Genomic DNA, 15,994 nt, shown 5'->3' on the forward strand with positions numbered 1-15,994 from the left:
CGCCGCGACATTAAGGTCGGCCGCCCTGCCGAAGCAGCGTCTAAATTATATATCGACGGGAGATGAGCAACTGTTTATAGCAAAATGGAATATTTTTAATCTTTTTTATTTTCTGTTTTTCTCAGTCGTTCCATGAATGCATCAATATTGGCCGCCAGAGGGGTCGCCGACTCTCTGTTTGCCTCTTGAATAGCTGCATAAATCTCTTGGCGAAAGATATCAATATGCTTTGGTGCAGATATCCCGATACGCACGGTATCTCCTTCAACTGCTAGAACCGTTACTTCGATGTGATCCTGAATAACTATAGACTCGCCCTTTTTTCGAGATAACACCAACATGTCACACCCCACCCTTCACGGATTTAACTTCTTCGTCTTCTGACCAGATCAGGTGGCGCGTCTCATAGATCGACTGATGGAGTATAACTTGCTTGCCTAGAAGCTTTTCCGGATTAAGCACAACAGGTGCCAGAAGGTTCATTGTTGATTTATTCGCTTGGGAATGAATCGTGACCAGAGAATACACTGAAACATGTTCTGCAATTTCCAATTCTTCCTTATCCATGTCACTTAACTCAAAGCTATAGTCCGTAACAAACGTAAACGGACTTACCAATAAGAATGACAGATCCTTTTCACGAACAGACTGCAAATAACTAAATGGTGTGTCTACCCATGGAATTACTGCGAATTTAGTCTCCTCTTCAAATCCAGGTAACCCTTTAGGAAATTGATATATGTCTTTCTCCTGAACCTCTACTTCTCCCCACATGCTTGTCTGAATATGAATAATAAACGCCTCCTTGGCAATGAATTTATACAAAAAGAGCCATAGAGGGCTGTTTCCGAGACCGTCTATAGCTCACATTATAACTTATAACTCCATATCTATGGCTGGTGGAGTGTATTGTACTGATGCGTACTGTTTTACGTAAATGTCCAACTTTCCTCTCTGATACTCAATCTCCGGCTTGTTCACGATGACGTTCAACTCAGAGACCGCCGGATCATATCTGATATCTGGAGGCCTTGTGTTGATACGAATATCCACGTTATCAAAAGAAGCAGGAGTTCTCGTCTCTGGAAAAGGTTGCGGCTTCCAATCGGTACCCACAATAGTCGCAATCGTATTGCCAGGTTTATGAATGGATGCCAACTGATTACCCTGCTCTACACGCGAAGCTATATTTTGCAAAAACTTCTGTTGAATTCCGGAATAGATACGTGCATTCATATCAATCATGTTGCCACCGTTATATGCAGAGAAAGCCTTACTTTGATCAACATTCAACTCAATTGGTTGACTTTGCACAGTTAGTTTTGCAGGTTTGGTATGAAGTTGAACCTCCGCCTTAGGTTGACGAATGGAGTACTGTCCGGGGTCAGCATCCATGTTTAATATAGATGGTGTAGTTCGAATCTGAACAACAGGAAGAGTGTTCATAACATAGCTCCTCCTTATATTATCTCAGGAAATCTACCAAAGATGGCGAGATGATTTTGGCACCTGCTGAAAGAGAAGCATTATAGATATTTTCTTGAATTTTAGATTGTAAAGATAGTTCTGCGTAATCCGCATCTTCCACCTTGGATTGCAGATCTGTCAAGTTAATACCGAGATCCTCCAAACGCCCCATCATCAGATCAACACGGTTGGTCTTTGCTCCTATTTCAGATCGAATTGACAACATCTTATCCATACGAGTATCAATATTATCTAGCTGATTGGAAAGCTCTTTCTGATTACCTTCAGTTAAAGCCTTCATAATCGTATTAACAATTACAAAGAGGTTATCTTCTTCTGTCTCTGTTCCAAACACTTCATTGCCACTAACATTAATAGGCAGCTGGACACTTTCGCCTACAATGAAATTAATTTTCCCCTTATCCGTCACCACAGAAGCCGCATTGGTTGTATCCAATGTCCCATCTGCATTGGCAGGAAAATCGTATGGTTTTATATCATAGGTTTCACCGTTAAATACATATTTGCCGTTAAGCTTACTATTTGAAATATCAATAAGCTGTTCCTTCAGTTGCTTAACTTCTTCATTGATACTATCAAGTGCTGATTGAGGATTCGTCCCCGTCGAAGCTTGTACCGTCAACTCACGCAGACGCTGGACGACATTCCCCCCCTGATTCATAACAGTATCGTTAAACTCAAGCCAAGACACCGCACTGTCTACGTTTTTCTGATACTGCTCATTAGATGAAAGTTCTGCCCGATAACGAAGGGAGTAAGTGATTCCTACCGGATCATCCGAAGGCTTGTTAATTTTACGGCCTGTTGCCAGTTGAGTCTGAGTATTGTTCATTTGCTGTGCATTCCGGTTCAGGTTCAAAAGCAACTGTGAACTAAGCATGTTATTTGTTATTCTCATGGTTGTTAGTCACTCCCTTCTATTATCTGCCTACCATGCCGGTAGAGTTAATCAATTTATCCAGAAGTTGATCATATGTGGTCATAAAACGCGCCGATGCACTGTATGCATGTTGAAACTTGATCATGTTCGCCATTTCTTCATCCAGTGATACACCACTCACTGATTGACGACGGGTATCCACTTGTTCCACTAGGAACTCCGAGTTGGATGTCTGACGTGCTGCTTCCTGGGATTGTACCCCCAGTTGTCCCACAATGGCACTGAATTGTGCACCGATCGTTGCATTACGTAAACCGTCCGCTGATTTCATTGGTGTATCTTTCAGATTCGCAAGCAGAATGGCAAGTGTATTGTTACCTTTGATTACAGTCTCTGTACCAGAAGCATCCGATGTACGAAGCGAAGTGGCAATCTTATTCGGATCAGCCAAAATTTCGGCATTCAATGAAATATTTCCAGCTGTAATGGCTGTTCCACCACCCGCTGCTGTAAAGAATGGGACTCCTCCAGAGTTAGTTCCATCCATGCTGTATCCAAGCTGATGCAGACCGTTCAGTCCTTTGACCGTAACCTTCAAGTCTGTAGCGAGTGTGCGTGCTGCACCTGTGTATGTAACACCATCCAGTACAGTATTGTCTGGCAATACCGAGCCAGCAGGAAGAGTAATTTCAATATCTCCGTTAGCAAGGGTATTAGCCAAGTCATCCATTTGTTTCTGGTAATCACTCACCAACGTGTCTCTGGACTTAATCATGCCGTGGACTTCACCATTAGTGAGCGTGCCTGCTGTATACGCGGCATTCAGAAAAGCAGGATCTACCGCCACTTGTACTGCCCCGCCTGTGACGAGTGCCTGTCCATTCATCTGAACCTGGTATCCTTGCGGAGAATCTGTAACGGTAACGTTCATGATTTTGGACAGCTTGTCTGTCATCAGATCACGTTGGTCACGCAAATCGTTGGCATTGTCTCCAAGAGACTCAATTTTCACGATGGCACTATTAAGGTTTGCAATGTTACCCAGGTAACCCTGGATCTCATTACTTTTCACAGCGATGTTACTATCCAAATCCTGACTAAGCGCATCCAATTGACGACTAATCTGATTCATCGCATCCGTAAGAGCCAGTGTTGTTTCCTTGACAATACGACGTGCTGTAACGTCCTCAGGGTTTTTACTCAGATCGGACCAGGATTTGTAGAAGTTATCCATAACAGTCCGAAATCCGGTGTTGGAAGGCTCGTTCACAATAGCTTCAAGTTTCTCAAGCGTGTCTCGTTGAATGGACCAACTCCCGAAGTTGGTGTTTTCATTACGATATTGGTCGTCCAGAAATTTCTCACGCACACGGGTAATAGAGTCGAACTCTACCCCTGTACCGAGCTGTCCTGGTGTTGTGCTGTGCAGAAATGCAAACGGCTCCATGGCAATGGATGCCTGCATGTTTACCTTTTGCCGCGAGTACCCTTCGGTGTTGGCATTGGCTACGTTATGACCTGTTGTGCTAAGAGCTGTCGTCTGTGTGAACAAACTGCGTTTAGCCGTTTCGATTGAATGAAATGTAGATGTCACCTGGTTTCCCCCTAATTAATCAGGCACGCGTGTCAAACAGACCGATTCGCCCTGGATTGCCGTTCTTATCAGCAGGATGCTGATATGTGGCATCCTGTTCTGGCCGAGAAGCAAAGATATCCATTGAAAGATCAATAAACATCAATGATTGCTCGATCAGCTTTTGATTCAGTTGATTGATTTCCTTTAATTCCTGCAGTGTTCCCGCCAACTTCTTCTGGACTTCAAGTAATCGCAGTTTGTCAGCCGGATCAAAAATCAGCTTCGAGATCTCCGTAATGTTCAGGTTCAGCATGGACTTGATACCACGCTCCTGAAGCAATTCGTGAACTGCGCTCTGCCGTTCAATCTCCAATGGCTCCTGTTGTTTCATGAAACGGGATTCTTTGTTCAGAACGGCAATGAGTTCATCCACATCGTTTTTGACAATGACCTGTCTCTTGACCTCGCTGAGTGCCAGCATATCGAGGTGACTTTGTTCCATTTGCTGCAAAACTGAAATTAATCTATCCAGTGCTGCCATTACGTGATCACCTATTCCTTATCAAAAGACTTAAAATACGGTAGCAGCTTGTCAGCAAGCTTGCTGCTGTCTACCTGATACGTTCCCGAACTAACCTGTTCCTTCAGTTCCTGTATCCGCTGTAAGCGTCCTGCATCCTGTGTACGACTTTGTTCCTCAAGCATCTTCATCGCCTCCGGAGAAATGGATACTTCGTCCTTACGGCGGCTCTTCTTGGCATCAGCCTGCTGATTGGATTCAACGTTCCTTTGATATGAATTGATTGCTCCAATTCTACTCGGTTCATTGATTTTCATATGAACTACACTTCCTTCCACGTTAGAATTTTACATTGATATACGTTTTTCTTACTTTATCTTTATGTTATCGAAATGATTAGGATAATAAAAAAAACCGATAATCTTTAATAAGTTTATCGGTACGTTTCAAAACATTTGTTATAGCAAGATCTGTATTTAAGACCTCGTTCCTATGAATCGCGTAGTTTGTCGACAGCATTGTAGGTTCGTCCGCCTACATTGTTGTTATCCTTCTGACCTACTTCACGAGCTGCACTAGCTAAGTCTTTCGTCAAGCGCTGACGACAAGAGTCACACATATGACCTTCACGAATCAATGTTCCGCATACTTCACAAGGATACATCATATTCGGGGCATTTTCGATGGAAATCCGTCCCTCACGGATGAACTTGGTAATGGTTTTGATTGAAACTTCTGTTGCATCAGATAGTTCCTGAATATTGGTGCCTTTGTTTTCGCGCAAATAATCTACACAGATCTGATATTCCTGTTCCATTTCTTTAATACAATTCGAGCATACATCTCGAAAATTCAACGCATATAATTTACCACAGCGAGGACAATTACCTAGATTCATCGCTAAAACGCCCCTCTCAAACTTCCATTTCCGAATAGATAATAACTATAGATTACCTTATTTTCTCCGATGAAGCCATAGTCTATTTACAAAGCAAAAAAGGGGAACAGGATGCACATATATGCAAACCCATTCCCCCTTATACATTACTAATTCAATGTTCTAATACTTAGTACAGAAGACCATACACTTGAGTTCTGATCGTTGAATGCCCGAATACGATATTTATGCGAACTCGACGGTAACAGATCAGAATGAATAAACGTTGCATCACTGACAGTCGCCACAATTTGCCCATCGGCTTCAATTTCGAAAGACGAAGCTCCCCCAACCGCGTCCCAAGTCAGAAAAACGTTTGTTTTGTCCGAAGTTCCCTTCAGCACAGGTGTAGTTAATTGAGTCATTCCCGCTATAATCTCACTCCAAGCTCCCACACCAGAAGCATTTTTGGCACGAATTCGGAAGGTATGCTCCGTATTTGGTGCAAGTCCGCTCTTCGTATAAGCAACTCCACTCACGGCAACCACCGTACCATCAATCTCCAGATCATACCCGGTAGCTCCAGTTACAGCACTCCATCTCAGCGCAATAGCCACTGTGGTTGCAGAGTTAATACTCAAGCCTGAGACACTTGCAGGTAACGTAGTTTGGGACAATATTGCTGTCCATGCACTCACATTAGTGTCGGTCAGGGCACGAATACGATATTTATGAATCGTTCCACCAAGTACTCCATTATGGACATACAAGAGATCACTTACAGTAGCAACCACTATGCCATCTGCCTCAATCTCATATTTTGTTGCACCAACAACTTCATTCCATGTCAGCGTAACTGCGGTTTCTTCAGGTACAGCTTTCAGCGTTGTTGGTACATTTAATTGGGTCGAGGCGGTTACAATCTCACTCCAGCTACCAATGCCGGCAGCATTTTTCGCACGAATGCGGAAGGTATGCTCTGTATTGGCTAGAAGTGCTGTTTTGGTATAAGCCAGAGCCGTTACAGCGACTATTTTACCGTCAATTTCCAGATCATATCCTGTTGCTCCCGTAACTGCATTCCACTTCATAGCAATGGCTACTGTTGTTGCAGAATTCATACTCAATCCGGTCACACTGCCTGGTATAGTGCTTTGATTCAAGACCGTAGACCAAGCGCTGCTGTTCTTATCCGTTAATGCACGCACACGATAGGTGTGCGATGTTCCTGCAAGCAAATTACTATGAACATATGAGGGATCGGTTACTGTAGAAACAATTGTTCCATCTGCCTCAATTTCATATTTAGTTGCATCTTTAATATCAAGCCAATTCAAAGCAATAGCTGTTTCCTCTGATGTTGCTTTCAGAGCAGGTGTGTTTAACTGGGTTGTAACATCTGTTACATCTCCCCAAGCTCCAGCCCCAGCAGTATTTTTGGAACGAATACGGAATGTATGATCCGTATTGGCGATAAGTCCCGTTTTGGTGTAAACCACTCCACTAACAGGTACCACCGTGCCATCAATTTCAAGGTCATATCCCGTCGCTCCTGAGACTGCGTTCCACTTCAGAGCAACAGCTGTGTTCGTTACACTTGTTACCGTTAGCCCGGTCACAGAACCAGGCAACGTATTTTGTGTCAAGACCGCAGTCCAAGCTCCAACATTGGTTTCGGTCAGAGCGCGTACGCGGTATTTATGTGCTGTTCCAGCTATCAGATTATTGTGAGTATAAGTAGGCACCTTAACAGTACCCACTAAGACTCCGTCCGCTTCAATCTCATATTTGGTTGCATCTTTAACTTCAGGCCATGTCAAGGTGACCGCTTGTTCCTCAGAAGAAGCCTTTAGCACAGGTGTGTTAAGTAAAGTTGTGCCATCTACAATCTCACTCCATATACTTGCACCTGCTGTATTTTTAGAACGAATACGGAACGTGTGATCCGTATTTGTCACAAGCCCACTCTTCGTATAAGCTACTCCCGTTACTGGTACAACTGTACCATCGATCTCAAGATCATATCCTGTTGCTCCCGTTACTGCCGTCCATTTTAAGGCAATGGCTACATTGGTAACAGAGCTAATACTTAAACCAGTAACCGAAGCAGGTATCGTATTTTGCGTCAGCACCGCAGTCCAGGCACCTGTATTAGAGTCCGTCAGTGCACGTACACGATATTTATGCGCCGTTCCTGGAAGCAAACTAGTGTGCACATGTTTCGGTTCGCTAATTGTACCAGTAACGACTCCATCTGCTTCAATCTCATACTTGGTTGCATCTGCTACATCAGCCCATGTCAATGTAATCGCAGTCTCTTCCGAGGAAGCTTTTAAAACAGGGGTATTCAATAACGTTGTACCACTTACCTCATCACTCCATGCTCCGGCACCTGCCACATTTTTGGAGCGAACGCGGAACGTATGATTCGTATTGGCTGCAAGACCTGTCTTGTTGTAGGTTAATCCACTTACAGCTACTACCGTGCCATCAATTTCAAGCTCATAACCTGTTGCTCCGGTTACAGCATTCCATTTCAAAGCCATTGTTGTGTTCGTTACAGAGGTAATACCCAGTCCAGTAACTGAACCTGGTAGTGTATTTTGATTTAAGACAGCAGTCCAAGCCCCGTTGTTTGTATCTGTCAGTGCTCGTACACGATACTTATGCGCTGTTCCTGGCTGAAGACTTGAATGTACATACTTCGGCTCATTAACTGTTGCAACAATTGAGCCATCTGCTTCAATCTCATACTTGATCGCATCTGATACATCTGCCCATGTTACTGTAATAGCAGTCTCTTCCGAGGAAGCTTTTAAAACAGGGGTATTTAACAATGTCGTACCATCAATGAGATCACTCCATGCTCCGGCACCTGCCGTATTTTTAGAGCGAACCCGGAACGTATGATTCGTATTGGCTGTAAGACCTGTCTTGTTGTATGTTAATCCACTTACAGGTACTACCGTGCCATCAATCTCCAAGTCGTAGCCCGTTGCTCCAATTACGGCATTCCACTTAAGCGCGATAGCGACATTGGTTGCAGAGGTTACACTCAATCCTGTGACTGAACCCGGTAAAGTATTCTGAGTGAGAAGTGCAGTCCAAGGGCTAACGTTCATCTCCGTCAGGGCTCGTACACGATACTTATGCGTTGTTCCTGGAGTCAAACTCTCGTGCGTATAGACTGGCGTCGTAACCGTAGCTACAACAATACCATCTGCCTCCACTTCATATTTGGTTGCATCTGTAACATCTGCCCAAGTTACTGTAATTGCATCTTCTTGGGAAGATGCTTTCAGAACAGGCGTATTGAGTTGAGTCGTGCCACTTACTACCTCACTCCACACACCCACACCTGCCGTATTCTTGGAACGGATACGGAACGTATGGTCCGTATTCGCTGCAAGACCACTCTTCGTAAATGTTAAACCAGTAACTGAAACTACCACTCCATCAATCTCCAAGTCATATCCAGAGCTACCGGTCACTGCACTCCATTTCAATGAAATTGCAGCATTCGTTGTGGATGCTATATTGAGACCTGATACTATTGCAGGCAATGTACTCTGTGTCAGGACAGCTGTCCAAGCACTTGTGTTATTGTCAGTAGCTACACGAACACGATATTTATGAGAAGTACCTGGTAATATATTTTCGTGTGTGTAGTTTGATTCACTTACATTCGCAACAATTACACCATCTGCTTCAACTTCATATGCAGTAGCATCTGGTATGGATGTCCACGTCAATGTGATTGCTGTTTCCTCAGAGGATGCCTTCAATACAGGCAGATTAAATTGCGTACGACCTGTTACTATTTCGCTCCAGGCTCCTGCACCTGCAACGTTCTTCGAACGAATACGGAAAGTGTGCTCCGTGTTTCCGGCGAGTCCACTCTTCGTATAACTTGTAGCTGCCAAAGAAATCGGAGTGCCGTCAATTTCCAGATCGTAGCCTGTAGCACCGGTAACCGCATTCCATTTTACCGTAATGGCTACATTGGTGACTGCACTCACATTCAATCCACCGACAGAGCCAGGCAAGGTATTTTGCGTTACTACTGGTGTCCAAGCACTTGTATTGGTCTCATTGATTGCCCGCACACGATATTTATGCGCTGTGCCTGGTGCCAAATTGGTGTGGTTAAAGATTGGGTCTTCTAAACCTGAAGAAACAACTCCATCTGCTTCAATCTCATACGAAGTTGCACCTTCAATTGGAGCCCATACAAGCACAACTTCCTCTGCCGTGGCATTAGACTGAACTACAGGTGTGCTCAATTGAGTGGTGCCCGTTACTGGATCACTCCAACTTCCTACCCCACCTGAATTTTTGGATCTGATTCTGAAGGTATATTCTGTATTGGCTGCAAGTCCAGTCTTGTTGTATGTTGTTCCTGTTACCGCAACAACCGCCCCATTGATCTCCAGATCATATCCTGTGGCCCCCTTAACAGCAGTCCAGGATACAGACAATTTATTCAATGTAGCATCTGTAATTTTCAAACCATCTGCACGGTTAGGTACTGTTAATTGACTTAGTGGTTTACTCCATGAACTCTCATTGTCAGTTGAGAATGCTTTCAGCACATAGGTATGTGTTGAATTGGCCTCCAAATCGTCATGCTCATATGAGTTCACATTGCCCAATTCAATAGGTTCTCCTCCGTCAATTCGCAATTGATATCGATCTGCAAATTCAACCGATTTCCAATTCAATGTATTCTTTCCCTCTTCGCCTTTTACGGTTAAGATCGGTTTTTCAAGCAAAGTTCTCAGCGAGTATGGAACACTCCACTCACCTACACCTCTTTGATTAATACCACGTACTCTGTAAGTATAGTTCGTATTATTTTTATAAGGGCTACTTGTATAGTTCAGACCATAAAATGGACCTTTAGTTACTCCATTTTCTTCAATCTCATACTGAACTGCTTGTTGTGCAGCTGACCAGTTAAGGTTGATCGTCGCATCATTCGCAGTGGCTACCAGGCCAGTTGGAATAGCAGGAACCGTAGTAATTGGCTCCTTTGTTCCCGACTCCTTAACAAAGCTGAATGATTCTGCCTTGCGTGTGTAATATGGATTAAGGTTGGATACAAAATCTACCACAGCACCTGTATCCGCACTAATCACCAAACTCAGTTGAGAGGCTTCATAACTTTGTACATATCTGGGTGTTTCCATACCAAATTCATCGACTCTGGAAATGTCCCAAACACCTACATTCGTACCTGATTGTCTATATTCCATGGTACTGTAATATTCCCACACCTCGGAAAAGTCAACGATAAATGCGTTAGTTACTTGCCCAGTATAGGTAGAAGTATATTTACCAAAGGTAACATTGGTCATATCTTCAACAGTTCCTCTAATAGACTGACTTCTTGAGAAGGAATACCCTGTTGCTGAAAAGCTGTATGATCTGCCCCAACCCAAATCAACCGGTTTCTGATTCACCATCAGATTTCCATTCTGTTCTGATAATACAAAACGATAATCATTACTGGATGCAATAATTCTATTACTCGTTGCGGCATCTGCCCGGTTCCCCCCGTACACGCCAAACTGTCCGAATACCAGCATGAATACTAGTAGACGGACGGTCCATAAGTAAAATCCATTTTTTCTTTTTCCTGCGACCACTTTTGTTCTCCCCTTCAACAGATATGTTGTGCCACTCCCTATGCTGTCACCTGTGGTGAACGGCAAAACTATCTATTCTGCGCGAGAAAACCAATTCCTCTTTTTTACATGTAAAAAATTTCTTATTACGCTTTCATTTATAATTTCATCAAACAACTATATTTCAAACGGAATAAATGGAATGGAGACACGCATTAACGTACCAATGATTAATAAAGGAACATATTTTCCTGTCTAGGATCTTGCCAGTGTCAGCGTGTAAATCTCGACCGGAATCTCCATGTGGAAGCCAGCATTAAGAATAACCCGGCCACAAGCGTCCAAGGTGCTGCCTGTTGTATAGATATCATCAATCAGCAGTAACTGTATGGGTTTGGCATGCGATATGCCCATATGTGTTGGCAGATGAGATCCCTTGTATAACTCTTCAATTAACTTCGTGCCATCCGGGTTGATGGAAAAAGCGTTCTTCATCGTTTCAATACGCTCACCGCGTGATTTGAAGCTTTGTTTGGTGGTGTTGATCTGGCGCTGCAACAGATCCACGATGGGTAGGCGGCAGGCGGTGGCGAGCCCAGCAGCCAGCCGCTCCGCCTGATTGAAGCCACGTTCGGCAAGCCGCTCGCTGCTCACCGGGACATAGGTGACCGCGTCAGGCCGCCATTGTGGCTTCATTTGTTGAGCATGTGTGGCGGAATGAGCCACGGGGGCTGGGGGTTCTTTTGCCAAAGCAGAATTCTGCTCCTCTCTCATCGCTTGAAAGGCTTGAATCAACAGCGCGGTTAGGAGCGGCGCGTATCTTTCGTGGCCTCGAAATTTGTACATTCCAATCCATTCTCTCATAAGAGCGTTGTATTGTACGGCGCTGCGGTTGGCGATAAAAGAACGGTTTTGCATATGTGGACGAGCACAGTCCGGGCACCCAACATCCCGACCACAACGCAGACAGCGGATAGAACGAATCCATGGAATCTGTTTCACACAACGTGGGCATATGCCTGGATAGGTAGAAGACAGAATCGCTCGAGTCCCACATGTCAGACAAGTCGCTCCCGGCGGGGCGAGCAGGTGATGAAGACGCTGGGTCAGTTGCTGTGCATGATCGGTTATGTTGCTGAGCCAGTTGAACATAGGGGGCATACCTCCAGTCTCGGGAATGTATTGTGAAATGCGGATACGAACTGGGCAGATGACAATTATGTCTTGGATGGTGGATGCAGGTAACCTTTGCGACGAGCGATGGTGTTCATTTTCCGAATCTGGGCAACGGCCTTCACCTGTGAACGTGTCCGACGAGATGATGCAAAAACCACTCTACCCGCCGGGTCATCCATGGAACGCCCTGCTCTACCCGCCATCTGGACCAGAGAAGCTTCATCAAAGAGACCATTGTCTGCATCCAATATAAAAACATCACTGCGCGGAATGGTCACGCCACGCTCCAGAATTGTTGTCGTTACGAGCAAACGAATTTTACGTTCACGAAAGGCTATAACTTTGCTAGCGCGGTCAGGGTCCTGAGATGAAGTTCCTTCGATATAGATTCCGGGAAAGGTACGACGCATTAGATTCACAAACGCCTCAATCTGGGCAATGCGTGTTACAAAGACAAATACCTGAGCGTCACGCTTCAATGAAATTTGGATGTTAGTCCTCAAGGCAGAAGGAAGATTTCGTTTCTTAATACATTCAGCAACGGTAACCATTTTGATCAATCTTGGCACGGGCAAAGGATGGCGGTGGAAACGTACTGGAACTTTGGCATGGGTTAGTTTCCCCTGTGCCGCTTCCCTCTGGAGCCGAGCAGGCGGTGTAGCAGACAGATAGACGAAATTCCCCTCCGGTTTACAGGAGGATGCCGCCGCGTGAGCGAGCATGGGATCGTTGTGATAAGGAAAAGCATCCAGTTCATCGATAATGACGAGATCGAATCCCTGGTAAAAACGCATCAGTTGATGTGTGGTCGCAAGCGTGAGCTGAGCGTCTTTCCAACGTTCGTCACTGCCTCCGTAAAGGGTAGCGAGCGAGGTGTCCGGAAAAGCTTTGGCCAGACGCGGGGCTAGCTCCAGCACCACGTCCCTGCGCGGCGTAGCGACCAGTGCTCGTCCACCACGATCCAATGTATGTTGGAGCAGTGGGAATATCATCTCGGTCTTGCCGGCCCCGGTCACGGCCCACAGCAAAAACCGCCCCGGCCCATCCCCTGCGGGCGGCCGGGCCAAAAACGCAAGCGCCGCGGCTGCTGCCGCGCTCTGCGCTGCGCTTAGCCCCCACCGGGCGAGCCCGCCGCCGGTGGGAGCCAAGGCCGTGCCACGCGGTGCTTCGCCGCGTCGTGGCACGGCCCCTTGCGCTGCACTGCGTAGCAGCAGCGCACAAGCACGGCTGCGCCCCAGCGCGAGGCAAGCCTCGCAGTAGGCGCACGCCGCCAGGCCGCAGGCAGCGCAGGGCACGCGCTGCCTGGCCCCGCTGCCACAACGGTGGCAGCGGGGCGCGCTCCGCGCGCGTCCAAGCCACGCGTGCTGACGGCGCGTGGCAGGCCCTTCGAGGGCGGCTGTGATACTCAGCCGCCCATGCAAGCGCGCGAGCTGCGCAGCCGCGCGCCACTCCCTTGGCGGCTGGGCGGTGTCCGCCAGCAACGCCTCCGCCTCGGCCGCCAGTAGTTGGCGGCCGCTGATCCGCTCAGCCAGCAGGGCCGCGTCCCGCTCCAGCTGAGCCCACTGCACGGCGGGATACGGCTCTGGCATCCCGCCTACCAACGCACCACGCGCAGCGGCACTCCCCGCTTTGCCTGCTATACCTTTTCTGGCCTCTGTTTCCCCTGAGGCCAGTTCATACATATCCAGCTTCCGTGCAAGGTAGCTCTGCCATTCGTGCTGGCCCCACTGATCCATACCTCGCTCCATCTCAAAATGTTCAACCAACCAGGATGCCTGACTTAACGGTAACGCCTTGTCTAACAGCAACCAGCGCAGCACATGTCGCCCACTTCCTCCCTCCAGCCACCAAGCCACATCCACTCGAATGTCGAGGGACAAGATCATACTCCACCCTTCCCCTACACGGCACACATATAAGGCAACCTTCATTTACTCTCCTCCTCCATCACACTTTCTCCCGAACGCAAAAAAAGCACATGCCAACCCGGCTGTTCGCCGGAGCATGTGCTTCATGTCCATATTCCATCTTCTTATGATTAATCTACTTATCACTATACCAATTGAATCTCTACATCACAAGGTTAGTCACACAACATGATCCATCATACTATTCTGCTAATAACCAGAATCTTTCTAAAAATGGCGAAACTTTTTCCAATCTGAATCGTCTATACTTTTAAATTAAGAGTTCTGACTTCGAAAAGTTTATTTTAATACTCATGAACTCGTCAAAACCCAGACAATAACCATAGATTGCATAAAAACCCATTTTTAATTTAAAAGCAGACTTGGCTACAATTACAAAAAAAGACTACAGCTTCTGCTGTAATCTTTTCACTGTAGATCTGCGAAATGTTAATCCCATTTCCGTTCACACCCTGATTTATTGCTCTGACTCACGCAAATCAATCAGGCGAAACGTGTGATCGGTCTGTGCTACCCGTTCAATATCGGCAGGGACAGCAGGCAGATAAGATGTCTCCATGCCTTGCCTTTGCATAAGCTTTTCAATAATCGTAATCGTTTCCGCTTCTGTACGATCAGCAACAACGGTTAATCTGAAGCTCTTACCACGGTATAATAATTCCCGGCAAAGTTCTCTTACAATGCCTTCGATCCGCCCTGCCTGATTGGAAGGGATGAGCAGGATCTGCTCGAAACCTTCAGACTCCGGACGGGAAAGATGGCGCTGGTGCATGGCATGAACGGCCATTGCCGCCAGGAAGTATATGAGCAGAATCATAGTCAGATGAGCAACCATGGCAACTGCACCTCCTCGGAAGGTCATGCTCACCCATGGCGAACATCCCTGTATACAACAAGTATATGCTGTACTTCCTGAAGGGTTACACTTGCATTTCCTATCACTCATATTCCACGCTGATCGACACCGGACGAAGAAAGACAGGCCAGGTCATTCATTCACACCTAAGCTTGAACATATGTTCCGCACGACCTTGCACTTTGCTCATTTGCAGTGATAAAGTCCATTAACCCGCAGACCAATCCAACATTCTGGAAAGGGCGCGAGTGAACACCAATCTATACTTCGTCTAGGTTGAATCAACCAATGGACTGACTTACCGTAAGAATACTGCTTTACGAAAAATATAAGGTATTAGAGCGTAACCCAACCATATTTGATCGAATTGATAACAGCTTGCGTACGGTCGTCCACTTCCATCTTCTGCAGAATACTGCTGACATGGTTTTTTACTGTTTTTTCACTGATGAACAGGAATTCACCAATCATTTTATTGCTCTTACCTTCTGCCATCAAGCGAAGCACTTCAGCCTCACGACGTGTGAGCGGGTTATTGTCGCCAGCGACAAATTTAACACCTGCTTCCTTCGAAGCTCCTTCACTCATTGCCCCTGTTTCATTAAGATACGTCATACGACGTAGCTGCATGATCAGTTTGCCTGTTACTTTCGGATGTATGAACGCATGTCCTTCATGCACGGAACGAATCGCATTGATCAGAGACTCGGCCTCCATATCCTTCAGCAAATATCCGTTAGCCCCTTTACGAAGCGTCTCAAACACATAACTTTCATCATCATGAATGGACAAGATAATTACTTTGACATCAGGGAACAGCTCACGCAATTTCTCCGTGGCCTCAACCCCGTTTTCGATTGGCATGTTGATATCCATCAAAACGATATCAGGTTTATCCTGATTGCAGAATTCGAGCACTTGAATACCATCGCCGCATTCCCCGATGACCTCAATGTCGTCCTCCATATTTAAAATGCGTTTCAGTCCCTCACGGAACAGCTGATGATCATCAGCCAAAAGAACTTTAATCGATGCTTTACCAGTATCACGGTTTTCCATCATCCTG

General features: G+C 46.0%; 13 protein-coding genes. All 13 read right to left on the bottom strand.

Annotated elements, in window-relative coordinates; genetic code table 11:
- Positions 1–95: 95 nt before the first annotated feature.
- The gene (gene csrA, locus C161_RS00505) at positions 96–341 is read right to left on the bottom strand and encodes a carbon storage regulator CsrA (protein ID WP_036667747.1); all 246 of its coding nucleotides are present in this window, start codon (positions 339–341) and stop codon (positions 96–98) included.
- Between the two features lies 1 nt (position 342).
- Positions 343–825: a flagellar assembly protein FliW gene (gene fliW / locus C161_RS00510; RefSeq protein ID WP_235193700.1), complete on the bottom strand. Its 483-nt coding sequence runs from the start codon at positions 823–825 to the stop codon at positions 343–345.
- A 51-nt stretch (positions 826–876) separates the two neighbouring features.
- The gene (locus C161_RS00515) at positions 877–1,446 is read right to left on the bottom strand and encodes a DUF6470 family protein (protein ID WP_036667748.1); all 570 of its coding nucleotides are present in this window, start codon (positions 1,444–1,446) and stop codon (positions 877–879) included.
- Positions 1,447–1,465: 19 nt separating this feature from the next.
- Positions 1,466–2,386, bottom strand: coding sequence for a flagellar hook-associated protein FlgL (gene flgL, locus C161_RS00520; protein WP_036667750.1), 921 nt, complete (start codon positions 2,384–2,386; stop codon positions 1,466–1,468).
- A 22-nt stretch (positions 2,387–2,408) separates the two neighbouring features.
- A complete protein-coding gene (gene flgK, locus C161_RS00525) occupies positions 2,409–3,962 on the bottom strand; it encodes a flagellar hook-associated protein FlgK (RefSeq protein ID WP_036667751.1) in 1,554 nt (517 codons plus the stop codon).
- A gap of 19 nt (positions 3,963–3,981) precedes the next feature.
- Complete coding sequence (locus C161_RS00530) at positions 3,982–4,485, bottom strand: flagellar protein FlgN (RefSeq protein WP_036667752.1); 504 nt, start codon at positions 4,483–4,485, stop codon at positions 3,982–3,984.
- 11 nt (positions 4,486–4,496) lie between these two features.
- Positions 4,497–4,781, bottom strand: a complete 285-nt coding sequence (gene flgM, locus C161_RS00535; protein WP_036612484.1) for a flagellar biosynthesis anti-sigma factor FlgM — start codon at positions 4,779–4,781, stop codon at positions 4,497–4,499.
- A gap of 173 nt (positions 4,782–4,954) precedes the next feature.
- Positions 4,955–5,362 carry a TIGR03826 family flagellar region protein gene (locus tag C161_RS00540; protein WP_036667753.1) on the bottom strand — a complete coding sequence of 136 codons (408 nt, stop codon included), beginning with the start codon at positions 5,360–5,362 and terminating at the stop codon, positions 4,955–4,957.
- A gap of 149 nt (positions 5,363–5,511) precedes the next feature.
- The gene (locus C161_RS00545; protein ID WP_235193701.1) at positions 5,512–10,929 is read right to left on the bottom strand and encodes a fibronectin type III domain-containing protein; all 5,418 of its coding nucleotides are present in this window, start codon (positions 10,927–10,929) and stop codon (positions 5,512–5,514) included.
- Positions 10,930–11,223: 294 nt separating this feature from the next.
- Complete coding sequence (locus C161_RS00550) at positions 11,224–12,120, bottom strand: ComF family protein (protein ID WP_051449516.1); 897 nt, start codon at positions 12,118–12,120, stop codon at positions 11,224–11,226.
- Between the two features lie 65 nt (positions 12,121–12,185).
- Positions 12,186–14,075, bottom strand: coding sequence for a helicase-related protein (locus C161_RS00555; RefSeq protein WP_036667755.1), 1,890 nt, complete (start codon positions 14,073–14,075; stop codon positions 12,186–12,188).
- A 454-nt stretch (positions 14,076–14,529) separates the two neighbouring features.
- Positions 14,530–14,907, bottom strand: a complete 378-nt coding sequence (locus tag C161_RS00560) for a hypothetical protein (protein WP_036612497.1) — start codon at positions 14,905–14,907, stop codon at positions 14,530–14,532.
- Between the two features lie 357 nt (positions 14,908–15,264).
- Positions 15,265–15,987 carry a response regulator transcription factor gene (locus C161_RS00565; RefSeq protein ID WP_026081439.1) on the bottom strand — a complete coding sequence of 241 codons (723 nt, stop codon included), beginning with the start codon at positions 15,985–15,987 and terminating at the stop codon, positions 15,265–15,267.
- Between the last annotated feature and the right edge of the window lie 7 nt (positions 15,988–15,994).

Origin of the sequence: Paenibacillus sp. FSL R5-192, assembly GCF_000517845.1 — a bacterium.
Taxonomy (GTDB): Bacteria; Bacillota; Bacilli; order Paenibacillales; family Paenibacillaceae; genus Paenibacillus; species Paenibacillus amylolyticus.